Annotated in this window: 30 protein-coding genes; 1 reads left to right on the forward strand and 29 read right to left on the reverse strand. The window is 41.9% G+C overall.

Annotated elements, in window-relative coordinates; genetic code table 11:
* From ACN6NB_RS17380 to prfA, 19 genes are all read right to left on the reverse strand, one after another.
* Nucleotides 1-867 carry a F0F1 ATP synthase subunit gamma gene (locus ACN6NB_RS17380; RefSeq protein ID WP_024423727.1) on the reverse strand — a complete coding sequence of 289 codons (867 nt, stop codon included), beginning with the start codon at nucleotides 865-867 and terminating at the stop codon, nucleotides 1-3.
* An 88-nt stretch (nucleotides 868-955) separates the two neighbouring features.
* Complete coding sequence (atpA, locus tag ACN6NB_RS17385; protein ID WP_039182105.1) at nucleotides 956-2464, reverse strand: F0F1 ATP synthase subunit alpha; 1509 nt, start codon at nucleotides 2462-2464, stop codon at nucleotides 956-958.
* A gap of 16 nt (nucleotides 2465-2480) precedes the next feature.
* Nucleotides 2481-3026 carry a F0F1 ATP synthase subunit delta gene (locus ACN6NB_RS17390; RefSeq protein ID WP_047202549.1) on the reverse strand — a complete coding sequence of 182 codons (546 nt, stop codon included), beginning with the start codon at nucleotides 3024-3026 and terminating at the stop codon, nucleotides 2481-2483.
* Nucleotides 3023-3535: a F0F1 ATP synthase subunit B gene (gene atpF, locus ACN6NB_RS17395; RefSeq protein ID WP_007497634.1), complete on the reverse strand. Its 513-nt coding sequence runs from the start codon at nucleotides 3533-3535 to the stop codon at nucleotides 3023-3025. The genes ACN6NB_RS17390 and atpF overlap by 4 nt, the downstream gene beginning before the upstream one ends.
* Nucleotides 3536-3655: 120 nt before the next feature.
* Nucleotides 3656-3868, reverse strand: a complete 213-nt coding sequence (gene atpE, locus ACN6NB_RS17400; protein ID WP_003214968.1) for a F0F1 ATP synthase subunit C — start codon at nucleotides 3866-3868, stop codon at nucleotides 3656-3658.
* A 48-nt stretch (nucleotides 3869-3916) separates the two neighbouring features.
* Nucleotides 3917-4651 carry a F0F1 ATP synthase subunit A gene (gene atpB, locus ACN6NB_RS17405; RefSeq protein ID WP_474253501.1) on the reverse strand — a complete coding sequence of 245 codons (735 nt, stop codon included), beginning with the start codon at nucleotides 4649-4651 and terminating at the stop codon, nucleotides 3917-3919.
* Between the two features lie 7 nt (nucleotides 4652-4658).
* Nucleotides 4659-5042, reverse strand: a complete 384-nt coding sequence (locus ACN6NB_RS17410) for an ATP synthase subunit I (protein ID WP_024423731.1) — start codon at nucleotides 5040-5042, stop codon at nucleotides 4659-4661.
* Nucleotides 5043-5541: 499 nt separating this feature from the next.
* Entirely contained in the window at nucleotides 5542-6171 is a 630-nt protein-coding gene (upp, locus tag ACN6NB_RS17415) for a uracil phosphoribosyltransferase (protein WP_003214553.1), read from the reverse strand.
* A gap of 147 nt (nucleotides 6172-6318) precedes the next feature.
* Complete coding sequence (gene glyA, locus ACN6NB_RS17420; RefSeq protein ID WP_034281450.1) at nucleotides 6319-7566, reverse strand: serine hydroxymethyltransferase; 1248 nt, start codon at nucleotides 7564-7566, stop codon at nucleotides 6319-6321.
* A gap of 177 nt (nucleotides 7567-7743) precedes the next feature.
* Nucleotides 7744-8283 carry a TIGR01440 family protein gene (locus ACN6NB_RS17425; protein WP_039182113.1) on the reverse strand — a complete coding sequence of 180 codons (540 nt, stop codon included), beginning with the start codon at nucleotides 8281-8283 and terminating at the stop codon, nucleotides 7744-7746.
* A 12-nt stretch (nucleotides 8284-8295) separates the two neighbouring features.
* Nucleotides 8296-8745, reverse strand: coding sequence for a ribose 5-phosphate isomerase B (gene rpiB / locus ACN6NB_RS17430; protein ID WP_003214714.1), 450 nt, complete (start codon nucleotides 8743-8745; stop codon nucleotides 8296-8298).
* A gap of 133 nt (nucleotides 8746-8878) precedes the next feature.
* Complete coding sequence (locus ACN6NB_RS17435; RefSeq protein WP_059376376.1) at nucleotides 8879-9337, reverse strand: low molecular weight protein arginine phosphatase; 459 nt, start codon at nucleotides 9335-9337, stop codon at nucleotides 8879-8881.
* 63 nt (nucleotides 9338-9400) lie between these two features.
* Complete coding sequence (locus ACN6NB_RS17440; protein ID WP_059376373.1) at nucleotides 9401-9955, reverse strand: manganese efflux pump MntP; 555 nt, start codon at nucleotides 9953-9955, stop codon at nucleotides 9401-9403.
* A 60-nt stretch (nucleotides 9956-10015) separates the two neighbouring features.
* Nucleotides 10016-11068 (reverse strand): L-threonylcarbamoyladenylate synthase, encoded by a 1053-nt coding sequence (locus ACN6NB_RS17445; protein ID WP_082700845.1) that lies wholly within the window; start codon nucleotides 11066-11068, stop codon nucleotides 10016-10018.
* Nucleotides 11069-11229: 161 nt separating this feature from the next.
* Entirely contained in the window at nucleotides 11230-11673 is a 444-nt protein-coding gene (locus tag ACN6NB_RS17450) for a GNAT family N-acetyltransferase (protein ID WP_059376369.1), read from the reverse strand.
* A 64-nt stretch (nucleotides 11674-11737) separates the two neighbouring features.
* A complete protein-coding gene (spoIIR, locus tag ACN6NB_RS17455) occupies nucleotides 11738-12391 on the reverse strand; it encodes a stage II sporulation protein R (RefSeq protein ID WP_247544068.1) in 654 nt (217 codons plus the stop codon).
* Nucleotides 12392-12514: 123 nt separating this feature from the next.
* Complete coding sequence (locus ACN6NB_RS17460; protein WP_058838603.1) at nucleotides 12515-12994, reverse strand: hypothetical protein; 480 nt, start codon at nucleotides 12992-12994, stop codon at nucleotides 12515-12517.
* Nucleotides 12995-13135: 141 nt separating this feature from the next.
* Nucleotides 13136-14020 (reverse strand): peptide chain release factor N(5)-glutamine methyltransferase, encoded by an 885-nt coding sequence (gene prmC / locus ACN6NB_RS17465; protein ID WP_327842081.1) that lies wholly within the window; start codon nucleotides 14018-14020, stop codon nucleotides 13136-13138.
* Nucleotides 14010-15077 carry a peptide chain release factor 1 gene (prfA, locus tag ACN6NB_RS17470; protein WP_039182133.1) on the reverse strand — a complete coding sequence of 356 codons (1068 nt, stop codon included), beginning with the start codon at nucleotides 15075-15077 and terminating at the stop codon, nucleotides 14010-14012. The genes prmC and prfA overlap by 11 nt, the downstream gene beginning before the upstream one ends.
* A 210-nt stretch (nucleotides 15078-15287) precedes the next feature.
* Between prfA and racA the strand changes: the two genes are divergently transcribed.
* Complete coding sequence (gene racA, locus ACN6NB_RS17475; RefSeq protein ID WP_058838550.1) at nucleotides 15288-15836, forward strand: chromosome-anchoring protein RacA; 549 nt, start codon at nucleotides 15288-15290, stop codon at nucleotides 15834-15836.
* 233 nt (nucleotides 15837-16069) lie between these two features.
* Here the strand turns inward: racA and ACN6NB_RS17480 are convergent, their stop codons facing one another.
* The 10 genes from ACN6NB_RS17480 to ACN6NB_RS17525 form a co-directional block, all read right to left on the reverse strand.
* On the reverse strand, nucleotides 16070-17026 hold the full coding sequence (locus ACN6NB_RS17480) for an AEC family transporter (RefSeq protein ID WP_341040845.1): 957 nt from the start codon (nucleotides 17024-17026) through the stop codon (nucleotides 16070-16072).
* A 90-nt stretch (nucleotides 17027-17116) separates the two neighbouring features.
* Nucleotides 17117-18817, reverse strand: coding sequence for an oxaloacetate-decarboxylating malate dehydrogenase (malS, locus tag ACN6NB_RS17485; protein WP_327842079.1), 1701 nt, complete (start codon nucleotides 18815-18817; stop codon nucleotides 17117-17119).
* 279 nt (nucleotides 18818-19096) lie between these two features.
* A complete protein-coding gene (locus tag ACN6NB_RS17490) occupies nucleotides 19097-19699 on the reverse strand; it encodes a thymidine kinase (RefSeq protein ID WP_024423745.1) in 603 nt (200 codons plus the stop codon).
* Between the two features lie 87 nt (nucleotides 19700-19786).
* Nucleotides 19787-19987, reverse strand: a complete 201-nt coding sequence (gene rpmE, locus ACN6NB_RS17495; RefSeq protein WP_003215407.1) for a 50S ribosomal protein L31 — start codon at nucleotides 19985-19987, stop codon at nucleotides 19787-19789.
* Between the two features lie 130 nt (nucleotides 19988-20117).
* On the reverse strand, nucleotides 20118-21401 hold the full coding sequence (rho, locus tag ACN6NB_RS17500) for a transcription termination factor Rho (RefSeq protein ID WP_008354975.1): 1284 nt from the start codon (nucleotides 21399-21401) through the stop codon (nucleotides 20118-20120).
* 366 nt (nucleotides 21402-21767) lie between these two features.
* Nucleotides 21768-22733: a class II fructose-bisphosphatase gene (glpX, locus tag ACN6NB_RS17505; RefSeq protein ID WP_012011567.1), complete on the reverse strand. Its 966-nt coding sequence runs from the start codon at nucleotides 22731-22733 to the stop codon at nucleotides 21768-21770.
* Between the two features lie 32 nt (nucleotides 22734-22765).
* Nucleotides 22766-24055 (reverse strand): UDP-N-acetylglucosamine 1-carboxyvinyltransferase, encoded by a 1290-nt coding sequence (locus ACN6NB_RS17510; RefSeq protein ID WP_024423746.1) that lies wholly within the window; start codon nucleotides 24053-24055, stop codon nucleotides 22766-22768.
* Nucleotides 24056-24302: 247 nt separating this feature from the next.
* Entirely contained in the window at nucleotides 24303-24941 is a 639-nt protein-coding gene (fsa, locus tag ACN6NB_RS17515; RefSeq protein ID WP_039182147.1) for a fructose-6-phosphate aldolase, read from the reverse strand.
* Between the two features lie 111 nt (nucleotides 24942-25052).
* Nucleotides 25053-25910, reverse strand: coding sequence for a class II fructose-bisphosphate aldolase (locus ACN6NB_RS17520; RefSeq protein WP_024423748.1), 858 nt, complete (start codon nucleotides 25908-25910; stop codon nucleotides 25053-25055).
* Between the two features lie 178 nt (nucleotides 25911-26088).
* Nucleotides 26089-26463 (reverse strand): response regulator, encoded by a 375-nt coding sequence (locus ACN6NB_RS17525; RefSeq protein WP_474253502.1) that lies wholly within the window; start codon nucleotides 26461-26463, stop codon nucleotides 26089-26091.
* Nucleotides 26464-26511: the final 48 nt, after the last annotated feature.

Below are 26511 nucleotides of genomic sequence, written 5' to 3' on the forward strand. Positions count from 1 at the left end.
CTATTCTAAGGCAGCTGCTCCGCCGACAATTTCTGTAATCTCTTGTGTAATCGCTGCTTGACGAGCACGGTTGTAAGAGAGTGTCAGGCTGTCGATCAATTCTTTTGCGTTGTCTGTTGCACTCTTCATTGCTGTCATTCTTGCAGCATGTTCACTTGCTTTGCTGTCAAGAAGCGCACCGAAAATCAAACTCTCTGCATATTGAGGAAGGAGAACTTCAAGAATTTCTTCTTCAGAAGGCTCAAACTCATAAGATGCGGAACGTTTATTTGGTGTCGCTGCGGCCGAAAGGTCCGTTAGCGGCAATAATTTCTTCTCTGTTACTTCTTGTGAAATCGCACTGACAAAGTGGTTGTAGAACATGTAAAGTTCGTCAAACGCTTCATCAGAGAACATTTGAACTGTGCTGCTTGCTAATTCTTTAATATCAGCAAACGCTACTTCGTCTCCAAGCCCTGTTACTTCAGAAATAACTGGAATACCACGCTTTTTGAAGAAGTCGCGTCCGATTTTACCAATGACAATCACCGCATATTCATCAGCGGATTGATGACGAGATTGAATGGTTTGGTAAGCGGCACGCAAAATCGAGCTGTTAAAAGGTCCTGCAAGCCCTCGATCAGATGTAATGACGAGATACCCTGTTTTCTTGACAGGTCTTGAAAGAAGCATTGGGTGCTTAGCACTTGTTCCAGTTGCGATTGCAGCAACCACTTCCTGGATTTTCTCCATGTAAGGAACAAAAGACTTCGCATTGTTTTCAGCACGATTCAGTTTCGCAGCTGATACCATTTGCATCGCTTTTGTGATCTGACTCGATTTTTTCGTTGACGTGATCCTTGACTTTATATCGCGTAATGAGGCCAAAGATTTCACCACCTTTTTTCAGGAATCCGTGTTCATTTACGTGAAAAGAGAGAAAAAGAGAATCTTTTTCTCTCGGAAAGATTACTAATTAGTTGCTTGGTGCAAACGTACGTTTAAAGCCTTCGATTGCTGTCTTCCACTCTTCATCAGCAGGCATATTTCCTGTTTGAGAGATTGTGTCAAACAAGCCTTTATGGTTTTCTTCAATGTACATGAATAACTCAGCTTCAAAACGTTTAACATCAGCAATGGCAACATCGTCTAAGTATCCTCTTGTTAGTGCGTAAAGAATCGCTACTTGTTTTTCAACTTTAAGCGGTTTGTTCAAGTCTTGTTTTAAGACTTCAACAGTTCTTGCACCACGGTTTAATTTCGCTTGAGTCGCTTGGTCTAGATCAGATCCAAACTGAGCGAACGCTTCAAGCTCACGATAAGAAGCAAGATCCAGACGAAGTGTACCTGCTACCTTTTTCATCGCTTTGATTTGTGCAGAACCACCTACACGAGATACAGACAATCCTGCGTTTACCGCTGGACGTACGCCTGAGAAGAAGAGGTCAGATTGTAAGAAAATCTGTCCATCTGTGATGGAAATAACGTTTGTTGGGATATATGCAGAAATATCGCCAGCTTGCGTTTCTACGAAAGGCAATGCTGTGATAGAACCGCCACCCTTTTCGTCACTAAGCTTCGCTGCACGTTCTAATAAACGAGAGTGAAGATAGAAAACATCACCAGGGAATGCCTCACGACCTGGAGGACGACGAAGCAATAATGAAAGCTCACGGTAAGCTGCCGCTTGTTTAGAAAGGTCATCATAGACAACAAGTACGTGCTTGCCGTTATACATGAATTCCTCACCCATCGTTACACCTGCATAAGGAGCAAGGTAAAGAAGTGGAGCTGGCTGTGATGCAGAAGCTGTGACAACGATTGTGTAGTCAAGCGCACCATGCTTACGAAGTGTTTCAACAACACCACGAACCGTTGATTCTTTTTGTCCGATCGCTACATAGATACAGATCATGTCTTGATCTTTTTGGTTCAGGATCGTATCGATTGCAACAGATGTTTTACCTGTTTGACGGTCCCCAATGATCAATTCACGCTGTCCGCGGCCGATTGGAATCAAGGCATCAATTGCTTTAATTCCTGTTTGAAGCGGCTCATGTACAGATTTACGATCCATAACACCAGGTGCTTCACTTTCGATTGGACGTGTTTTGCTTGTTAAAATTGGACCTAGTCCATCAACAGGCTGACCAAGTGGGTTCACAATACGTCCGATTAACTCTTCTCCTACTGGAACCTCCATGATACGACCTGTACGTTTTACGTCATCACCTTCACGGATATCTTTGTAAGGTCCTAATATTACGATACCTACGTTAGACTCCTCAAGGTTTTGAGCCATACCCATTACACCGTTAGAGAACTCAACAAGCTCTCCTGCCATAATGTTGTCAAGGCCATGTACACGCGCGATACCGTCCCCTACTTGAATGACTGTACCGACATCTTTTACTTCAATTTCTGATTGATAGTTTTGGATTTGCTGCTTTATCAGCGCGCTAATCTCTTCAGCTTTGATACTCACTAAGGTTTCACCCCTTCTAACGATTTTCGCCTGCAAGCTGACGTTCAATGCGGGAAAGCTTTCCGCTGACACTGCCGTCATAAATGCGGTTTCCGATACGGATTTTCACTCCGCCTATTAGATCCTTGTCAATCACGTTCTCTACACGCAGTGATGTGACTCCGGCTTTTTTGGCAAATACTTCAGATAAAGATTGAATTTCAGCTCCGCTGAGCGGTTTCACTGAATACACGATCGCATCGTCTATTTGTTTCGTACGGTTTGCAAGTTTCACAAACTCAGACGTCATTTCAGAGAAAATATTTGTGCGTCCGCGGTCAATCAGTAAATACATTGTGTGCAACACATAAGTAGAAACACCTTTGAAAGCTTCAGCAATCAACTGTTTCTTTTTGTCTGCCGTAATCTTTGGATGAACAAGGAAGTCATTGAGTTCTTGATCAGCCTTGAGAACTTTTTTGATCTCATTCAGCTCTTTTTCAGTTTCGTCTACTGCCGAAGAAGCAAGAACGATGTCAAAAAGAGCAGAAGCGTAACGCTTAGAGACAATAGTTACGCTCATCGGCTTTCGCCTGCCTCTTTTAGATACTCTTGGATCAATTTCTCTTGTGCTTGCTCATCAAGTTCTTTTTCAATCACTTTAGAAGCAATCAGCACAGAAAGTGATGCAACTTGCTCGCGCAGTGCAGCCACAGCTTGTTCTTTTTCTTTGACGATTTCAGTTCTAGCAGACTCTTTCAAGCGCTCTGATTCTTGACGTGCTGCTTGAATGATGTCTTCTTTTTGTTTCTCACCAATCTTTTTCGCATTTTCGATGAGTGTATGTGATTCTTCGCGTGCTTCTTTCAATAAGACACGTTGTTCTTCAAGAAGCTTTTCAGCTTGAACGTGCTTTTCTTCAGCACTTGAAATTTCATTTCCTATATAATCTTCACGCTGTTTCATAATCCCTAATAAAGGCTTAAGCGCAAATTTCTTTAAAAGTGCAAGCAGGATGAGCATAGCGATCAACTGGAATATGATATCTCCGGTGTTTAGACCTGCTCCTAAAACTACTGGTAACTGAGACATTTAGTACGGCAACTCCCTTCTTTAAATAATATGTTAAGAAACAAAACATAAAGGAATGGCGAAGTTTCGAACTAATCTGATCTTCGCCATTAAAATTCATATTAGAACGCTTCTCACATATTAACCAAAGAATGCCAAGAATGCGATAACGACAGCGATAATTGGAAGTGCCTCAACTAAAGCTACCCCGATGAACATAAGTGTTCTTAGTTCTCTACCAGCTTCTGGCTGACGAGCGATTCCTTCAACTGTTTTAGATACGATTAGACCGTTACCAATACCTGCTCCTAGTGCTCCTAAACCGATTGCAATTGCTGCTGCTATTAAATTCATTAAAAAGCTCCTCCTTTAAAATAACGTCCTTTTTGGACTCTCAATTTTTTAGTGTTCGTCGCTGACTTTATGGGAGATATACACCATTGTCAGCATGGTGAAGATAAATGCCTGGATGGTTCCGACAAACAAACTGAATGCCTGCCATACAATCATCGGCACGATGGCACCTAATGTACCAATGATACCTAGTGCAAGGTTTTGCGAATAGAAATTAGTCGCAAGTCCTGCAAGTAAACCAAGAAGAATCTCTCCAGCGAAAATATTTCCATAAAGACGCAAACCAAGTGTTAATGTGTTTGCAAATTCTTCAATAATTTTCAGCGGTACTAAAAGTGGGATTGGTCTAAAGTAGTCTTTTGTATATTCCTTGACTCCTTTTGCTTTAACACCATAGTAGTGTGTTAATCCCATGACCATAACCGCTAGTGTCATTGTGATTGCAGGATCAGCAGTTGGTGATTTCCACCACAAGTTGTGATCGACCGTAATCGAGAATGGCAGTCCAAGCATGTTTGAAACAAATATGTACATGAGTAATGTAACGCCAAGCGCTAGAAATGGGGCTCCTGTTTTCATGTCCATCGAACTACCTATGATATTTCGAACAAAATCAACGATCCATTCCATGAAGTTCTGCGCCTTAGTCGGACGAATAGACAGAACACGAGTAGTCAGCACCGCTATGAGAAGAACGATGATACTAGCAATCGTAATCATGAGAACATTGGATAAGTTGAACGTTAACCCTAAAAATTCTGTAGTTTTTGAACTGTGACCCAAAGAGTATTCACCTCTCTTCCATAGTAGAACGTTTAAGTTGAATGAAGGAATCTATCATAATGACAGGATATATTGTCATTAATCCTATAACAACACCTGCCAGATGAACTTCATTAGGGTAACGCCAAGCAATCGCTACTGCGAGAATCGCGTTGGCCCACCTGGCTGTACTTCCCATTGAACGAATGGATTTTCCTTTTTTAACCGCTCGATCAAAAGCGTGCATTCTCCGTATAAGTAGGAATAAATTAAAGAAAGCAAAAATTGTGCCGATAATGAAACCAAGAAACAGTGGTTTAAAACCAGGCATGGCATAGCCAAACACAAAAATTGCCAATAGATAGAACATGTATTTACTCTGTCTGCGGAAAATCGCGTTTGGATCGTTCATTCATCTGACTCCCGATGAAAAATATTGTAAAAAAGGTGATAAATGGTGATGAAAACTGCGTAGAAGACGCTTATGATAAGCCGTCCTATTCGAAAAAAATCAATCACCCATCGGTCTAATTGCACAATCAGACTTGAAATCTTTAGATCTATGGGATGCTGCTTCATTCGTTGATACAAACCCTGATTATTAAAGGGTTCACAATGAGGATTAGTAGAGTGCTATAGGCTATGAAAACCTTACCATAATACCCTCGTTTAGCATACAATAGCGTCTATGATGTGTCAATCGGTTGAAAGTTAAAAAACTTTTCTATAGTGATAGAGCACACAAAATGTTCACAATTTCATCAAACTTTAGGAGAGATGTGACATTCATTGAAAAAAACAGCCAATGTTCAGTATACAATGATTTTTCTATGAACGGTATCAACCGTTTGTCATATATTTCAAAAAAGCCCACATGCACGTTTTGCATGTGGGCTTTTATTAAGACTTTCTTATTTCGTTCCATACATACGGTCACCAGCATCACCAAGACCTGGAATGATGTAACCTTTTTCGTTTAGTTTCTCATCTAATGCTGCAATGTAGATATCAACATCTGGATGATGCTTTTGCATTTCTTCTACACCTTCAGGGGCAGCAATCAGACACATGAAGCGAATGTTTTTCGCACCGCGTTTTTTCAAGCTGTTTAACGCTTCGACTGCTGAGCCGCCAGTTGCAAGCATTGGATCTACTACGATAAATTCACGCTCTTCCACATCAGATGGAAGCTTCACATAATATTCAACAGGCTTTAATGTTTTCGGATCGCGGTATAAACCAACATGTCCCACTTTAGCAGCTGGAATGAGTTTCAAAATCCCGTCTACCATTCCAAGACCTGCTCTTAAAATTGGCACAACACCGAGTTTTTTACCTGAGATCACGTTTGATTTCGCTACTTGTACAGGTGTTTCTACATCTACCTCTTCAAGCGGTAAATCTCTTGTGATTTCAAATGCCATTAATGTTGCGACTTCATCCACTAACTCTCTAAATTCTTTAGTTCCTGTATGAACGTCACGAATATATGTAAGTTTGTGCTGAATAAGCGGGTGATCAAATACATAAACCTTTGCCATAGCTTGCTACAACTCCTTTTCTGTCATCTTCCGGTGAACTTTGCACACTTCCTACAATTCTACATAAAAAGACATCATCTTTCAATATGATTCGCAAATCCTACAAAAAAAACCCACATGCCAAAAATAGGCAAATGGGTCTGTTTTTTAATAATCTAATTCGTTATATAGAGGGAAACGAGCCGTAAGATCAGATACACGCTTTTTCGCCTCTTCTAATTTCGCTTCATCTTCATGATGTTTTAGCGCAAGTGCAATAATGGAACCGACTTCTTTCATCGCTTCTTGATCGAAACCGCGGCTTGTTACTGCAGCTGTCCCTACACGTACACCACTTGTGACAAATGGTTTCTCTGGATCATAAGGAATTGCATTTTTGTTCACTGTAATACCGATTTCATCAAGAACGTTTTCTGCAATTTTTCCTGTGATGCCAAGAGAACGCAAGTCAATGAGAACAAGATGGTTATCTGTTCCGCCAGATACAAGCTGAATATCTTCAGATAAAAGAGTTTCAGCTAGTTGTTTTGCATTATCAATGACGTTTTGTGCATATGTTTTGAAATCTCCGTTCAATACTTCACCGAAAGAAACAGCTTTTGCAGAGATGACATGCATGAGTGGTCCACCTTGAATACCAGGGAAGATCGATTTGTCGATCTTTTTACCAAACTCTTCACGGCAAAGAATCATTCCGCCGCGAGGTCCGCGTAATGTTTTGTGAGTTGTTGTTGTCACAAAATCTGCGTAAGGAACTGGATTTGGATGAAGACCTGCTGCAACAAGACCAGCAATGTGAGCCATGTCGACCATAAAGTAAGCACCGACTTCATCAGCAATCTCACGGAACTTTTTGAAATCAATTTGACGTGGGTATGCACTTGCACCCGCAACGATTAGTTTCGGCTTATGTTCACGTGCTTTTTCAAGTACATCTTGATAGTCGATATGCTGAGTTTCTTTATCTACACCATATTCTACAAAGTTGTACTGTACACCACTAAAGTTTACAGGGCTTCCGTGTGTTAAATGTCCGCCATGTGATAAGTTCATGCCCAGCACTGTATCGCCATGCTCAAGAATAGTAAAGTAAACAGCCATGTTCGCTTGAGCACCTGAGTGAGGTTGTACGTTCACATACTCAGCGCCAAAAATTTCTTTTGCGCGGTCACGTGCGATATCTTCCACAACGTCTACATGTTCACAGCCGCCATAGTAGCGTTTACCAGGATAACCCTCAGCGTATTTATTTGTTAATACAGAGCCCTGTGCTTCCATGACTGCTTCGCTTACGAAGTTTTCTGATGCAATTAATTCGATTTTGTCCTGCTGGCGTTTCCGCTCTAGTTGAATTGCTTTGAATACTTGTGCGTCTTGCTCAGGTAAATGTTTCATCAGCGAAATCCTCTCCAATCTATTTCCATTCGATGTTTTCACCATCTCATTGTACACGGTTTTTGAGTAAAATGTAAAAGTTTTTTTTGGAAAATCGACTTCTTTTTTATGAAAACCCGAATATTCAAGTGGTAAAGCGTCTTCATCATTCAACATTATATTAGAAATATATCGAAGCTATGATCTTGTATAAACCGCTCTTTCTCCGCCAATCAGCTTCGGACGTGTTTTCGCAAAAGTCACATGTGCATGTCCTAATTGATGACGGCTGAGACGGACAGGTACAGCGACTCTCTTTAAGTGCATCCCAATTAACGTATCGCCGATATCAATTCCAGCATGCGCCTCAATGGATTCGACCAATACAGGATGTTCCATTTGCTGATACGCGTGAGCCGCCATCGAACCACCCGCTTTACGGACAGGTACTGCAGCTACAATCTCCAAGTTAAAACGGAAAGCCACTTCTTCTTCAACGACTAGGGCACGATTTAGATGCTCACAGCATTGAAAGGCGAGCTCAATGCCGGTCTCTCGTCTTAACTGATCCAATTCTTGATAGATGGACGCAGCAATTTGCTCACTTCCTGCAGTACCAATATGCTCACCAGCCACTTCTGACGTACTACAGCCAATAACTAAGATTTGCCCGGCACGCAATTCAACTGTTTGATGAAACTCTTTTAACATTTCAAGCCAATCTTGACCAATGTTCATATTAAGCGCTCCTTATAGGTGCTTTTCTTCGTAATCAGCAATTTTGCCAATCCGCACAGCATGGCGTCCTGCTGTAAACTCTGTTGTCAGCCAAATGTGCGCAATCTCACGTGCTAATCCTGGTCCAATCACTCGCTCTCCCATTGCAAGAACGTTCGTATCATTGTGTTCTCTAGTTGCTTTAGCACTAAATGTATCATGTGCTAATGCACAGCGAATTCCTTTTACTTTATTTGCCGAGATGCTCATGCCGATGCCTGTCCCGCAAATTAAAATGCCGCGGTCGACTTCTCCGTTTGCCACCATATTGGCTACAGGGAATGCATAATCTGGGTAGTCTACAGAACCTGATCCGCATTCACAACCCATATCAATGTATTCAATCTTCAATTCATCCATCAGTTGTTTGATTTCTTCACGAATATTCGTTCCGCCGTGATCGGATGCAATGGCTACTTTCATCGGGCAATTCCTCCTAAGGGTGAGTTGATCTGTTATATCTTACATTCATTCTTTATTTACAGTTATATTTTAACCTCTGCCTAGTGATTTGCAAACAAAAGCAGAAAAACCGTTGACGCAACGGTTTTACAGGTTATCTATGATGATGATCTTTTTTCAATTTCTCAGCGAGCTGATACAGTAAGGCTTCAAGTTCATCACGAGTTTCCTGATAAACAGAAAGACTTCCTCCAAACGGGTCGGAAACATCACCTTCTGTTCCTGTCGCAAATTCCTTTAAAGTGAAGACCTTGCCTTTTGCATGCGCATACTGCTCAGTAATCAACTGTTTATGCTGCATAGTCATCGTGAAGACGTAATGAGCTTCGCGCAGAAGCTCCTCTGTCAATTTTGATGATGAGTGATTCAGTGGAATGCTTTTCTCAAATAATGCTTCGATCGCTTGAGGAGACGCCTTCCCTTCATCGGAGGCAAAAATGCCCGCTGATTTTACAGTGACCTCTAAACCTTTTTCATCTGCAATGGAAGCAAAAAGGGCTTGAGCCATTGGACTTCTGCATGTATTTCCCGTACAAACAAATAAGATTTTCATCTTTCGCCCTCCTTTTCTTCTATTATATAGCATTTCATTCTACATGTTATGTAAGGAGACTGGCTAGAGCGGAAATAATAATTTGATACCAAAGGCTAGTAAAATGATTCCGCCAAGCGCGCCGCTATATGAACCCACCCATGACCGAACCTGTTTGCCGAGTAATAATCCGAGCCATGTGAGAAGCATACTAAAAAAACCAAACAATAATATAGTCATCCACACCTGGGAACCGTAAATCCCGAGGCTTAAACCAACAGAGAAGCTGTCTAGGCTGACACTTGTAGCAAAAAGAACGAGACCAGTCCCAACAGGTGCGATAAAGGGCTTATCCTCTTTGCGGATAGAAGCAACGATCATTTGCAGTCCCAGCACCAAAAGCAGCGCCCCGCCAATATAGGTGGCAAGAAGACCGAGCCATCCGGATAAGAGCTGACCTGTCAGCATCCCAAAAAGCGGCATAAACATATGAAATATCCCAATAACAAATCCAATATAAATGATCTGGCGGAACCTCAGCTGAATCATCCCCATACCAAGTCCAACCGAAAAAGCATCCATTCCAAGTGCAAAAGCCATGATGCTGAGCGTCAGCAATTCGCCAGCTAGTTCGTTCATGTAAATCCCCCTTGGACACACATTCTCCTTTAACCTATGTTTGTCCAAGAAAGGTTAGAACTATTGGAACGAAGGGAGTGTACGCCCTCCTGCGGCTTTTTGCAGACGGTTCATAATGGCAGAACCAACTCCTTGCTCTGGAAAGGCTTCTGAAATAATCAAGTCTACATCCGTTTCATCAAATTGTCTCAGTACACGATAGAGGTTTGCAGCAACTGTTTCAGGTTTTTCTCTCCATCCACAGCTGTACACAACATCTGCCGCAAACAGCGATTTCTTTTCTTCTGTTGTCAGTACTCCGACTTTTAGACCTTCAGCTTTGTATTTCTGAATGTGCCGCTGCATGTCTTCATCACTTCCATGAAAGATATACATCTGGGCTTCAGGTGCATAGTGTGTGTATTTCATACCTGGCGATACTGGCGCCTCGTCCTTTTTTGTCAGCCCCGGATCCACACTCACCGTCCCCACAACCTCTTCTAATGCTTCTTTTGTAATTCCGCCCGGTCTTAAAATCACTGGGGTCTCACCGACACAGGATACAACCGTTGACTCAACCCCAATTCCAGTTTTACCTCCATCCACAATTCCAGCGATTCTTCCTTCGAGATCACTCGCTACATGGTCGGCTTGTGTTGGTGAAGGTTTCCCTGAACGGTTCGCACTTGGTGCAGCAATTGGCAGACCAGCTGCTCGGATGAGCTCAAGCGCAATGGGATGGTCAGGCATTCTCACACCTACTGTGGATAAACCTGCTGTAACCTGCTTGGATAAAGTGCCCGGCTTACACGGAAGAACGATGGTTAAGGCGCCCGGCCAAAAGGCATCCATCAGCGCCTTCGCTTTTTCGCTTTCTATTTGTGCAAATTCGTGAAGCTGCTGAACTTCCGCAATGTGAACAATCAACGGATTATCACTCGGACGCCCTTTCGCTTCATAAATTTTCATCACGGCTTCTGTCTCTTTCGCATTTGCCCCGAGTCCGTAAACGGTCTCTGTCGGGAAAGCAACCACTTCATTTTGCTGCAGCAGATCGGCCGCCTGTTTAATTTGTGGGTAGTATGTGGATAAATCCTTTTCTAAATCCACAGACCACCTTTTTGTATTTAACATCATACAAACTCCTTTTAAAAAAGATAAAACTGTTGATATATCTCAATTATCCTTTTGAAAGTATAAAAGATGATGATCAATAAAACAAGCGTTGTCCACAATTTGTGGATAACGCTTGTTTTATAGTGGATAAGTATGTGTATAAGTCCATCGTTTTGTGATTAACTGCCTTTTTTTTGCAGGACCACAGCCTGTTCTTTCCCCAATGTCTCTTTTGCATGTGCAGAACTCCATATGCTTTCTGGGATTTCCTCTAAAGGCGTAAAGCCCATTAATGCCAAAAAATCATGGGAAGAGGAATGGTTTGCAACGACATAAAAAGTATCCACACCTATTTTTTCTCCGAGCGTTTGAACGCTTTGGAACAAGGAGACAATGTGCCCCTGACCGAGCTTATCTGATATGACAAGCGACCGCAGCAATCCCTCTTGTTCATTGAGCTGTTCAAGACCTAAGCAGCCTGCCAGCTGACCATCCGCATCTTCCATCACGACAAATGTCGTTCGCTCTGCAAGCGTTACTCCGCCTTTTGCTTGTCCCTTTTCAAGAAAAGCATTGATCGACGGGACATCTTCCTCTGTGGCTATTCTTAATTGATAATACATGCTTTCACCTCTTTTTTGATCTCTTACTTCAACTCTATGAGGCAAAAACCGATTTATACCTTTTTTAAGAGAAAAGACTAGAGACCCATTCGAACAAAAAGAACTTCACTTCACCTGTCTCTTCTTCCTCTTCTTTCACCACTTCATTGACAGACTCTTTCGTTTGCTGCGCTGTCACTTGTTTATCATCATCGCCTTCTGGTGAGGCGATGGCTTCTCCGTTTGAAAAATCGATAAAACAGAGCGGCGGGAATAACACACACCACCAGTTGGCTCCGTTCCCTTCTCCAAGCGTAATTAAAATGGCTTCATATTTCCCAGCAGGATAGACGAAATTTCCATAGAGTTTTGTTGGAAATGAAGCTTTTTGAAAACTGACCGATACAGATTGATCAATATGCTGTTCCTTTAATTTCGCTTTGGCGATACGATTGATTTCTGGCAGCTTTGATCGAATGACACGTCTTGCTTCTTCAATGGATCTGAGGTCTTTGACCCACTCCGTCATATTCGCATTGACCTCGTCACGAATACTTCTTTTCACATCCTGATCCGCTGAACGATCACTATTTGCTAAAATGCGTAATCGAATCGCTTCATCTGGTATAACAACAGGCTGATTTGCAGAAGCAGCCGCCGTCTCCTCTCTGCCAAGGTTTGCAAAAGCACCGCATAATAATAGAAACATATAAAGACAAATCATGGTTTTACTTTTCAACATTGAGTGTTCCCCCCACTTTTTCTCTTCGCTACAAACATTGTGTCCAGGAAACGCATTTCATAAACAGTCAATATGAATTTTTTAATAGATTATGAGTCAAAACAAAAAAAGCCGTTCTCTTTAAGAACGACTTTTGAGTGAGGATTGGTAGTCAGAAGGGTACAGTCTCCCATCCCAATCTCGGCTGATTTTTAAACCAGATTCTGTTTTAATAACAGTCATGGCCCCTTTTTTCTCGATTTCTTTTTTGACTTTTCCTTTGTGATCGATAAATTGGATCACCATTTCATAGTTAAATTCAATTCTGTCATCGCTTTCATCTGAAGGCGTAAACATAATTTTCTTCAGCTTAATTTGACAATCTTGATCCTTCGCCGCTTCTAATATGCTCGGGAACATGCTGTCTTGTGTATATTCTTGATATTCATGTTCGGTTAAATAAACCTTCAGCTTCTCTTTCATATCAGATAGGTCATCCGTTCGATTCACTGTGTATTGTGCTTTTTTATAGCTTTCTCCAAATGCTGCTGCCTCTTTTTTAAAGCTCGGTTTACCACAAGCACTCACAATCAATAGTACACTGACGATGACCAACACCATCGCATACCTTTTGTTCACACCATTCGCTCCTTCAAAACAAATTTATGTAAAAAATCATGATCAGAATGTTCATTCTTCTATATATACGTTTCTCTTTTACCATAAGTTTCATCTTTACATAATAAAATAGTCCGGCTATATTCAGCCGGACTTTCCGTTTTGAATGTGTGCGCAAACAGCTCGATCTTTTCCATTAATATCTTTGACGGTGTAGACATGCGCTTCAGGAAAAGCTTGCACGAGAAGCGCTGTGACATCTTGACCTTGCGTATGTCCAATTTCAAAGACAACAACTGCCTGTTCACTCAGCACGCTGTGAAGATCACGAACAAGACGTTTATAAAACCACAAGCCATCACGTCCGTCCGTCAGCGCATTCACCGGCTCATGCTTCGTCACAACCTCAGACAGACTGTCCATTTCTTCCGCCGCAATATAAGGTGGATTGGAAATAAATACATCTACTTTAATACCTTGAGCTATAACCGGTTCAAGTAAATCTCCATGTAAAAAATGAACGTCTGCACCGAGCGCTTGTTGATTCCGCTTTGCTACCGCAAGTGCTTCTTGTGAGATATCAGTCGCTGTGACAGATAGTGATTTTTTTTCAAGAGCCAGCGTAATTGCAATGGCTCCGCTTCCTGTGCCAACGTCAACTGCTTTGAGCGGCTGATTGGGCGGGAAAACGTCACCTACCAAATTGAGCGCCGCCAACACAACTTCTTCCGTTTCAGGACGAGGAATAAGAACATGCTTATTCACCTCGAAAGGACGTCCGTAAAAGAATTCAACACCCGTTAAATGCTGAACAGGAACACCTGCCTTATGCTGCGTCACAAATTTGCTGAACAGTTGATCTTGCTCCTCAGGCAGCGCATCATGAAATCGTGCAAGAAGCTCACTTCTGCTCCAGCCGAGCACATGCATCAACAGGAGTTCTGCTGCATTTTGGTCTCTGCCAGCTTCCGTTAACAAAGAAGAAGCCCATTTAAGGGCTTCGAAGATTGTTCGCTCTTTATTTTGCATCTTGAAGCTTTCTTGCTTGGTCTTCCATAATTAGTGCATCAATGACCTCGTCAAGTTTTCCTTCTAAGATTTGATCAAGCTTTTGAATCGTCAATCCGATGCGGTGGTCTGTTACACGGTTTTGCGGGAAGTTGTACGTACGGATACGCTCTGAACGATCCCCTGTTCCAACCGCAGATTTACGCGTTTGATCATATTCAGCCTGTGCTTCACGCTGGAATTTATCATAAATTCTCGCACGCAGTACTTTCATGGCTTTTTCTTTGTTTTTAATTTGTGATTTCTCATCTTGACAGGATACAACAACACCTGTTGGAAGGTGAGTTAATCGAACAGCAGACATGGTTGTATTGACACTTTGTCCGCCAGGTCCACTAGATGTGAAAGTATCGACACGGATGTCTTTTTCATGGATATCAATTTCAACTTCCTCAGCCTCAGGTAATACCGCGACTGTCGCAGTTGATGTATGAATCCGTCCGCCTGATTCCGTTTCCGGAACACGCTGTACGCGGTGTGCGCCATTCTCAAACTTTAGTTTGGAGTATGCGCCTTTCCCGCTGATCATAAAGATAATCTCTTTATAACCGCCTGTGCCAGTAACACTTGCTTCCATGACTTCTGTTTTCCAGCCTTGCATTTCAGCATAACGGCTGTACATACGGTAAAGGTTTCCTGCAAAAAGAGCAGCCTCTTCTCCACCCGCTGCACCACGAACCTCCACAATAACGTTTTTGTTGTCATTCGGATCTTTCGGGATCAGCAAGATTTTCAGCTCGTCTTCTAAACGTTCCGTTTCCTCAGTGAGCTCTGAAATTTCTTCTTTGACCATGTCGCGCATCTCAGCATCCAGCTTCTCTTCGAGCATTGCTTTCGCATCATTCAGCTGGTCGTATGCCGCACGATATTGTCTATATACCTCAACAGTTTCTTGAATATCGGATTGTTCTTTCGAATATTCACGAAGCTTCGTAGTGTCGTTCACCACTTCAGGGTCACTTAAATATTCATTTAGTTTTTCATAACGTTCTTCAATTGATTTTAAACGGTCTAACATGGTCTTCACCTCTGTTTTGTGCGTAACAGTCTAATTATAGTATAGCGGGGTATGACAGTCAAAAAAATTTCCAAAACAATTGATTTTCTGCAATTTTTCGCTAGAAAACACGATCTTTGGCGATTGGTTACTTGTTTTGTCTAACGTGAAGGAACAGGTCCTCCTTAAAGAGAATGGTACTTGTAATTGAAAAAAGGGAGGGCATTTGGTTTGAATACAAATGAGGTTGCAAAGGAAATTGGTGTTTCTTCAAAGACGATTCAGCGTTGGGTCAAACAACTCAACATCCCTGTCGCCCGGAATGAACTTGGACATTATGAATTTCATGAAGATATTGTACAGCTGCTCAAAGAGGTCAAACACCAGATGAGTGAAGGTGTGATCCTCCAAGATATTCAACTGCCAATCCATAAGGAAACCGTTCGTCAATCAGCACCTGCTGTCGAAGCTGATGTCTCTATACAGCGGATTGAAGCATTAGAAAAACAAGTGAAAGCGCTCATCCAGCAGCAATTACACGTCACTGATGTCGAAGACCGCCTGCAAGAACTTGAACGGAAATTGGCTAAAAAAGCAGATGAAGGTGTATCGTATCAACTGCTTCAGCACCGCAGAGAAATTGAAGATTTATCCACAAAATTTGACCGCCTCGCCGCAACCTTGAAACAACCGTCACAAGCAGAAGAAAAAAAGGAAATCGCACCCCCTGACCTCAAAAAAAAGCGTGTACTCTTCCCTCTGTTTCATTCATTTCGCTAAGAAAGGCTGCCTCAATAGGCAGCCTTCAGATTTTTGACAAAGGGCTAAAATAATCTTGATTTTAGCCCTTTGTCTTCTTTCAGCGTGATAGAAAACCTTTGCAGTCTAGGAAGGACGAGCATCGGAGCGGATCGAATTTGACATTCGTGAGCACCGAAGCGCAGGACTGACAACGAATGCGAGGGTTTGTCTACACGCTGAAGGCTGCCTGTCGAGGCAGCCTTTTTACTATATTATACGGTAAGAGCAATAATGATCGGTAATGTGATGAGTGACATGATGGCACTGATGACAAATGCGGATGCAGTTTCCGCCTCTTGTTTTTCAAATCGTGTTGCGATCATTGCTGCAACAGCTGAACCTGGGAAGGCTACAAGTAATACAGCTTTTGTAATTTCATCAGCCGAAAGACCCATAAGAACCGCAATAAGATACATAAGTATTGGTTGTACAGCTACTTTTAGCAATGCAATACTGAAGGCTGGCAAGCTTAATTTAATTTTGCGGATACCAACAGTGACACCGACTGCGAATAGCGCAACCCCTGATGTAACGCTGCCAATTTCCTCTAACATTTCGTGTCCAATTGAAGGAAGTTTAAATCCTAAAAGAACAAGAATGATACTGGCTAATGGTGCAAGTGCAAGCGGCTCTGATAAACCGTGCAAAATTGCTTTTGTCGTCATTTTTAGGAAGCTTTCGCCGTCTTTGGTTTTCCCTTTTGTTTTTTCACCGACAGTTGATACAATAATTGCAATTGGATCAAGCATTGCATTTACAACTATTCCGGTAATCGCAATCGGAATTGCAACTTCTTGAGCCCCAAATAAACTACCCAAGACCGGAATCCCCATAAATGCAAAGGTCGGTTGTGCTGAGTTTAATGAGAAAACAGATGAGTCTGTTAAATCATATTTAAAAGCAAATTTCGTAACTAAAAGGATAATGATATAAAAACCAACGATTCCGAAAATCAATGCAACGAAAAATGGAATTTGACTATAGAATTTATCTTTTGGTGTTGACAGAATACTGGCGATAAAGTGCGCTGGTAAAGCATACTTTGTTACAAGTGTACTTACACCTTTTGCAGATTTAGCGTCATAGCTGCCGAAGTGTCCTGCGAACCAACCCAGCGCGATAACGAAAAAAATCGGTGCTAGGAGGATCAAAATATTTAAAAAGTCCATCTTACTATTCCTCCTTAAATCCTTTACATGTTTCTTATTTATTGCGGCATTGCTTAGATTACCCGAAGCAATGCCGCGTTACACATTTTATTATGCTCTTACTATTTTTTTATATTCAGGAATCCACATTGCGTCTTTCACAGCTTGTTCGATGTTGTCCGGCGTTTTTCTTGCGACACCATCTTCAATTGCTGCTTTCGCTACTTCAACAGCCACATGAATTGACACTTCTTGCAATTTATCAATACTTGGAAGAAGACCAGCACCTGGTTTCTCATGATCAACCATTTCAGCAATTGCATTTGCAGAAGCAACGAACATGCCTTTTGTGATGATTTTTGATTCTGTTACGATTGAACCAAGACCAAGTCCAGGGAAAACGAACGCATTGTTTGATTGTCCGATTTCATGTTCGATTCCGTTATACTCAACGTTTTCGAACGGGCTTCCTGTTGCAACAAGTGCACGGCCGTCAGTCCATTTGAATAGATCCTCTGGCACTGCTTCAGCAAGCGGTGTTGGGTTAGACATTGGCATGATCACTGGACGCTCTGTATGAGCTGCCATTTCTTTAATGATTTCTTCAGTGAATGCGCCGCCTTGACCTGAAGTACCAATAAGAATTGTTGGCTTCGCTTGGCGAACCGTTTCAGCAAATGAGATTTGTCCTTTTTCATCGCGTGCCCATCCTTCTACTTCATTAGAAGAACGCAGGTATGGTTTTTGGAAATCAAGCACTTCATCTTCAAATTGGTCTGTTAGCAATCCTCTGTAGTCTAAAGTCCAGAATGCATTGTTTGCTTCTTCTTCTGTTAAACCTTCAAGAACCATTGTGTCACGCATTTGATCTGCGATTCCGATACCAGCTGATCCAGCTCCGAAGATGACAACACGGTGATCTTTCAATTGAGTACCAGTTTTCTTGACAGCTGCAAGAACACCCGCTAAAGTAATGGCACCAGTACCTTGAATATCATCGTTGAACGTTAAGATGTTATCATTGTATTTTTTCATGATGTTACGCGCATTTTTGTTTCCAAGGTCTTCCCAGTGCAGCAATGCTTTCGGGAAGAATTTAAGTGCTGCTTTTACATAAGCATCAATGAATTCTTCGTATTTTTCACCTTGTACACGTTTGTGATGGTTCCCGATGTATAATGGATCATTCAATAATTTTTCATTGTTTGTTCCAACATCTAATACAACTGGAATCACGCGGCTAGGATCAATACCTGCTGCAGCCGTGTAAACAGCTAATTTACCGATTGCGATGTTGATACCACCAACACCCCAGTCACCAATTCCAAGAATACTCTCAGAGTCAGTTGCAACGATGAGGTCAATGTCTCCAGCAGTTGCGTGCAAGTTTTCAAATGCTTTCTCGATGCCGTCAATGTCGTCGATTGAAAGATAGACACCATGAGGTCTTCTGTATTCATGGCTGTATTCTTGAATCGCTTCACCAACAGTTGGTGTGTACACAACAGGAAGCATTTCACGAAGCTTTTCTGTTAAAAGCTTGTAGAACAATACTTCGTTACGGTTTTGTAAATCACTTAAGTATACGTTTTGACGAAGACGATCCGGCTGAGCTAGAAATTGCTTGTACGCTCTTTCTGCTTGCTGTTCTAAAGTGAGAACCGTTGGAGGAAGTAAGCCTTCAAGTCCAAGCTCTTGTCTTTCTTCTTCAGAGAAAGCAACGCCTTTGTTCAACGTTGGAATCGATAATACATCTTTACCTGTCAAAGTGGTTTCGAGGTACCCTTCTTTTGTTTTCTTCACGTTGTTCATCAAAAACTACCCTCTTTCTAAAATATAAATAAAGTGAACTATTAATCCAAAGAACGATTAAGGAGAAAAATCCTTAATCAAAAAAATTATGACAAGAAATCGAACTTTTCGTTTAAATGCTTTACACTACAGTTAGTCATTTTATGCCTGCTTATAACAAAACGCAAGCGTTGAAAATTAGATAATTTAATCGTAGTGTTATTTAATTTATTTAAGTACAAATGATGGGTGTTCAGTCAAAATCTCGAAAAACGAAACACAGCGGCATTTGCTATTTTTTTATTTGTCAAGTGTTGTACCAACATCAAGTCTTGGTACTTCATGGTGATGTCTGCATCGTGCTTCGTATGATTCCTGCGCACCTACTAAAATAATAGGATCATCATAGGATGCGGGTTTACCGTCGATCAAGCGTTGTGTTCTACTCGCTGGGGAGCCGCATACCGAACAAACTGCTTGAAGTTTTGTTACAAGCTCTGCACATGCCATTAAATGCGGAACAACACCAAATGGCTCTCCTCTGAAGTCTTGATCCAGGCCTGCAACAATGACTCGGTAGCCTTGGTCAGCCAATTGAGTGACAATGTCAATGATTGTCTCATCAAAAAATTGCACCTCATCAATGCCAATGACATCGGTTCTTTCTGATATGTGCGTTATTATGTCTTTTGGTGAGGCTACTGCAATCCCATCTAATGATGAACCGTTATGTGACACAACAGAGCTTGTACTATATCGGTTATCAATCGCTGGTTTGAATATTTTTACTTCTTGTTTGGCAAAGGTGGCCCTTTTGGCTCTCCGAATCAATTCTTCCGACTTTCCAGAAAACATACTACCGCAGATGACTTCAAGCCAACCGCTTTGTTTCATCACATACATAAGGTCTTCTCCCCCGTTTTAAAGTTCCATCAATCCACGTAAAAAAACAGGCAAGAACGGATTCCTGCCTGTTTATTGTATCTATTATTACTTAAGACCGTATTTTTTGTTAAAGCGGTCAACACGTCCATCAGCAGAAGCGAATTTTTGACGGCCTGTATAGAAAGGATGGCACTCAGAGCAAATCTCGATGCGTACCTCTTCTTTTACTGATCCAGTTTCAAACTCATTTCCACAAGCGCATTTGACTGTAGCTTTTTTGTAGTTAGGATGAATTCCTGTTTTCATCTACTGTCATCTCCTTCCGCCCTGAATCCAATTCGGAAACAGAGTTAATATCTCAGAAATAAATTCTGAAACGCACATGATAAAATTATAACAGTGTAAGTCTATGATTGCAAATGTATTTTTTAAGAAGCTATCTTCTTGATGCAGACATATTCGCTTGTTTCCATTCTTGCGTTAAAATATCGAAAAACTCTTGGTTTGTCTTTGTTTTTCTCATTTTACGCATGAACTTCTCAGCGAAGTCAGGTGTATCTGACATCGATTTTCTCATTGCCCATAGACGATCAAGATGCTCTTTTGGCACAAGCAGTTCTTCTTTTCTCGTACCAGAACGGCGAATGTCGATCGCAGGGAAAATTCTTCTTTCGGCCAAAGAACGGTCCAAATGAAGCTCCATGTTTCCAGTTCCTTTAAACTCTTCATAAATCACGTCATCCATACGTGATCCTGTATCAACAAGTGCAGTGGCTAAAATCGTCAAACTTCCGCCTTCTTCAATGTTACGCGCAGCACCAAAGAAGCGTTTTGGACGATGGAAAGCCGCTGGATCAATACCACCTGAAAGCGTTCGGCCGCTTGGCGGAATCACAAGATTGTATGCACGAGCAAGCCTTGTGATGCTGTCCATTAAGATGATGACATCTTTTTTATGTTCAACAAGACGCATCGCACGCTCTAAGACAAGCTCTGCTACTTTAATGTGGTTTTCCGGTACTTCGTCAAAGGTTGAACTAACAACATCCCCTGCAACAGAACGTTCGATATCTGTTACTTCTTCTGGTCGTTCATCAATCAAAAGGACAATCAGCTCTGCCTCTGGGTGATTTTCAGAAATGCTGTTGGCAATTTCTTTAAGCAAAATGGTTTTCCCAGCCTTAGGCGGTGCAACGATTAAACCACGCTGTCCAAATCCAACTGGCGCCATCATGTCCATAATTCTAGTAGACAGGTGATTAGGCTGTGTTTCAAGAATCATTTGACGGTCAGGAAATAGCGGTGTGAGTGCAGGAAAGTGAACACGTTCCTTTGCTGATTCTGGGTCGTCCCCATTTACCGCTTCTACATGAAGGAGGCCATAGTAGCGTTCATTCTCTTTTGGAGGTCGTACCTTTCCAGACACTTTATCTCCATTTCGTAAATCAAAGCGTCTGATTTGTGAAGCTGAAATATAAATGTCTTCAGAACTTGGGGAGTAGTTAATCGGTCTTAAGAAACCAAATCCCTCAGACTGAATAATTTCAAGAACCCCTTCCATAAATAAGAGATCCTCTTGCTCAGCATTCGCCTTTAAGATGGCAAAAATTAATTCTTTTTTTGTTAGTTTGCTGTAATAAGAGATTTTGTATCGTTTTGCTAACTCATACAGCTCTTTTAATTTCATATTTTCCAAAGATGAAATCGAAACATCTTTCAATATGGACACCACACTTTTCTAGTCAATGTATTTCTTTACAAATGCATGACCATTGTATTTGATTAGCTTTTTAATTCCGTTGTTGTTGGAATGACCTCGCTCTGATGGTAACGCTCCCACTCGTTTTATCGTGAAAGATAGGAACAATGTGAAATAGAGCTTTTTTAACATAGAGAAGGATAATGAGTATATCGTCATGATGCGGCAGTATTTAAACTTGTTGAAGCTTAAAAGAAGTAAATTCGCAGAAAATTTCGCAGCACTCTTTAGTTTTACCTCATTTGCAGAGAATATTCAACTTTAAAAAGAAAATGATATACATTTGACACCTATATGAAAAGCGGGTAATGAATACCCGCTTTCAGATTACGGACGAATGACAAGATTCGGTTTTTTCTTTAAGCTGTGTCTGCCGTCTACGAAACGAACTGTACCCGATTTCGCACGCATGACAACACTATGCGTTGTTCCAACAGAGCCTTTGAATTGAACACCTTTAAGTAATTCCCCGTCTGTTACACCTGTCGCTGCAAAAATGGCGTCATCTCCTTTTACGAGATCTTCCATTCTGAGGACTTTACCAACATCCAGCCCCATTTTCTCACAGCGTCTTAATTCTTCTTCACTTTGAGGAAGAAGCTTACCATGAATTTCACCACCAAGTGCCTTTAATGCAACAGCAGAAAGGACACCCTCAGGCGCTCCGCCTGAACCAAATAGAATATCAACACCTGTGTGATCAAATGCTGTATTAATGGCTCCTGCAACGTCACCATCATCGATCAGTTTAATTCTTGCTCCTGCTTCTCTCAGTTCAGCAATAATTTTTTCATGTCGATCTCTGTTTAAAATCGTTGCAACCACATCTTCAATATCTTTGTTTTTCGCTTTTGCAACAGCGCGAAGATTATCAATGACAGGCGCTTCAATATCGATGCAGCCTACCGCTTCTGGACCTACTGCGATCTTATCCATGTACATATCAGGTGCATTCAGCAGGTTGCCATGATCTGCAACTGCAATGACAGCTAAGGCATTCCAGCCGCCGCTTGCCACAATGTTTGTTCCTTCTAATGGATCAACAGCGACATCCACGCGAGGTCCATATCCGTTCCCAAGCTTTTCCCCAATATAAAGCATTGGTGCTTCGTCCATTTCTCCTTCGCCAATCACCACTGTTCCCTTCATCGGAATGGTGTCAAATACATCACGCATTGCACTTGTTGCAGCATCATCCGCTTCGTCTTTTAATCCTCTTCCCATCCAACGGGCAGATTTTAATGCAGCTGCTTCTGTCACCCGTACTAGTTCCATCGATAAACTTCTTTCCATTTTTGTCCAAATCTCCTCTCACAGTCAAAGCCTTATGAATTTTGAAGTTCTTCTATTTCTTGGTCATTCAGCTTTTCACGCCAGATGGTTGCACCCAAGCCTTCAAGCTTCTTCTCAAGCAAACTATATCCTCTGTCTATATGTTCAAGCCCTGTGATTTCGGTCACACCGTCTGCCATTAGCCCTGCGACAACAAGACAAGCTCCTGCACGCAGATCACTTGCTTTGACCTTTGCTCCTTGAAGCTGCGTTTGTCCGGTAATAATAGCGGATCTTCCTTCGACCTTCATGTTTGCACCCATTCGGCGCAATTCGTCAATATGCTTAAAGCGGGCTGAGTAGATCGTATCTGTGACCACACTCGTGCCTTTCGCTTTTGTTAACAGCGCCGTCATCGGCTGTTGAAGATCAGTCGGAAAGCCCGGATACACAAGGGTTTTGATATCGACAGGCTTGAGTCCTTCGTTTCTGCCAACGATCAACATCTGATCGTTGCTCGTTTCAATGGTGAACCCCATTTCTCTAAGTTTCGCCGTAATTGATTCTAAATGAGTTGGGATCACATTATCAAGTACAACTTCATCTCCCATCGCTGCACCAGCTATTAAAAATGTTCCTGCTTCGATGCGGTCAGGGATGATTGAATGCTTACAGCCATGAAGGGATTCTACACCTTCGATTCGAATGACATCGGTCCCCGCACCTTTGATTTTGGCACCCATGCTTGCAAGCAGTGTCGCTACATCAATAATTTCGGGTTCCTTTGCAGCATTTTCAATCACGGTTTTTCCTTCAGCCAGTACGGCTGCCAGCATGATGTTGATTGTCGCACCTACACTGACAACATCAAGATAAATCCGGGCTCCGACTAATTTTTCAGCACGCAAATAAATCGCACCCTGCTCGTTTGTCACCTCGGCTCCGAGTGCTTCAAAGCCTTTGATATGCTGATCAATCGGTCTAGGTCCTAAGTGACATCCTCCTGGCAGTCCGATGACAGCCTGCTTGAATCTTCCCAGCATGGCTCCCATTAAATAATAGGATGCACGCAGTTTCTTCACTTTTCCATTAGGAAGCGGCATACTGATCATGGAAACAGGATTAACAACCATTTCACCTTTTTCAAAAGTGACCTTTCCGCCAATTTCTTCTAACAGATCTCGCAATGTGTCGATATCTGATATATGCGGAAGGCCTTCAATGGTTACTGGAGAATCAGCGAGAATCGTGGCAGGAATCAGTGCCACAGCACTATTTTTCGCACCACTAATATGTACGGTCCCGCGCAAGGGATCACCGCCGGCAATGTTTAACTTTTCCATATTTGTCTCCCTTCTTAAAGAAGATCACTGTTGGAGTTATACTGTTTGTGGATGTCGCGCTTTAAAAGGTCTTGTCCAAAATTTAGCCAATATCAAGAGAAAGAATACAGGTTAAACGAAATTTGTCGGAAGAAAAATAATCGAAGCTTTGCGAGGCTGTGATGTTCTCTTCTTTGCACAAAACATTTCTTAGCGTTTATAAGGAAAACTGCGGCAAACGAGAGACAATCCCGCCTGCCACAATCATTTATTTATTCCAGTCTGCTAAAAATTGCTCAATGCCTGCATCCGTTAATGGGTGTTTCGTCAGCTGCTTGATGACTTTCAGCGGCATTGTGCCGATATGAGCACCTCTAAGCGCAGCTTCTGTCACATGCTGCGGGTGACGAATGGATGCAGCAATGATTTGTGTATCTAATCCATGAACATCAAAAATAGTTTTCACTTCGCTGATGAGATCAAGACCATTTTGGCCAATATCATCTAGGCGGCCAAGGAATGGAGAAACATACGTCGCACCAGCTCTAGCTGCAAGAAGTGCCTGGTTTGCACTAAAAATCAATGTGACGTTTGTTTTAATTCCAAGGTCCGTTAATGCTTTAACAGCTTTAAGGCCATCTGTAGTCATTGGAATTTTGACCGTGATATTTGGTGCGATAGCAGCAAGCTCTTTTCCTTCTTCAATCATTTCCTCTGCTTTTAAGGAAATCACTTCTGCACTGACAGAGCCTGATACCACGTCAGTGATTTCACGAAGGCGGTCGTGGAATGATACGTTCTTTTCTTTCGCTACTAAACTAGGGTTTGTTGTGACGCCTGCTAAAATGCCAAGCTCGTGCGCCTCTTTGATGTCTTCAATATTCGCTGTATCTACGAAAAATAACATAACTGTGCCACTCTCCTATCAATAAATTGTCTGAAATGTAAATTTGATTGCGCTTTCTCGAGATATGGAGAAAACCGCCTGTGACTCAGGCGGCTTTCGGTTCTCATCAAATTATGCTTGGTTAGAAGAACCAAATTCGCGCATTTTGCCGATAACAGTCGCTTTAATTGCGTCACGAGCTGGTCCAAGATATTTACGTGGATCATACTCTTCTGTTTTTGCAGCAAGTGTTTCGCGTACTGCTTTCGCAGAAGCAATTTGGTTTTCAGTGTTTACATTGATTTTTGCTGTACCAAGTGAAATTGCACGCTTGATGTCAGCAGTTGGGATACCTGTTCCGCCGTGAAGAACAAGTGGAAGGCCAGTCGTTTTACCGATTTCTTCCATTTCAGCGAAACCAAGGTTTGGTTCACCTTTGTATGGACCATGTACTGAACCTAATGCAGGTGCAAGGCAGTCAATACCAGTGCGTTCTACAAGCTCTTGGCACTCTTTTGGATCAGCATAAATAACGCCCTCAGCGATGACGTCATCTTCTTGCCCACCAACAGTTCCAAGTTCAGCTTCAACAGACACACCATGGAAATGTGCAAGTTCAACAACTTTCGCAGTTGTTTCCACATTCTCATCAAATGGGTGGTGAGAAGCATCGATCATGACAGAAGTAAATCCTGCATGAATCGCTTTTGCACATGATTCAAAGCTTGAACCGTGATCTAAATGAATCGCAACAGGAACTGTTACATTATATTCTTCGATTAACGCTTTAACCATTGCGACAACTGTTTTGAAGCCGCCCATGTAGCGTCCTGCTCCTTCAGATACTCCTAAGATAACAGGAGATTTCTCTTCTTCAGCAGCTTGTAAAATCGCTTGCGTGAATTCTAAGTTATTTAAGTTAAACTGTCCAACAGCGTAACCTTTTTCCTTTGCGTCTTTCAACATTTCTGTCATTGAAACTAAAGGCATGATGAAAAATCCTCCCTATGTAGCTAATTTGCTTGCTAAAAAAAGCTCTCCACCCTAGCATGACCAGAATTTCTCGCCATATGTAAACTTTCAAAGTCAGATCGCTTTCTTCTTCCTTTATAGGATACCAATTATTCGACAAATCGGCAACAGAATGACTCGATTCAATCATTTCCATCTAGCCATTTGTTTCAAGCGGCAAGTATTCTTTGACAGCATCTCGGATTTCATCAATATCAAACGACTTAGCGAAGTGCGTCAATGCACCGAGTTCTTTGGATTCTTGGATCATATCTAATTCGCCATAGGCTGTCATAATGATGACACGGATGTCTTCATCAATTAATTTCATCCGTTTTAAAATTTCGATACCATCCATTCCGGGGATTTTCATATCAAGCAGGACAAGGTTCGGTCTATGGTTTTTCACAATATCTAATGCCTGTAGTCCATTGGCAGCTTGGAAGGTTTGATAGCCTTCTTTATGAAACACTTCATTCAATAATATTCTAATACCGTACTGATCATCGACAATTAAAATTTTCTCATTCATCTGTTACACCCCATTGCTTTCATTTTTCGCCATAAAAAGAGCTGTTGT

The organism is Bacillus sp. 11B20, assembly GCF_056098985.1.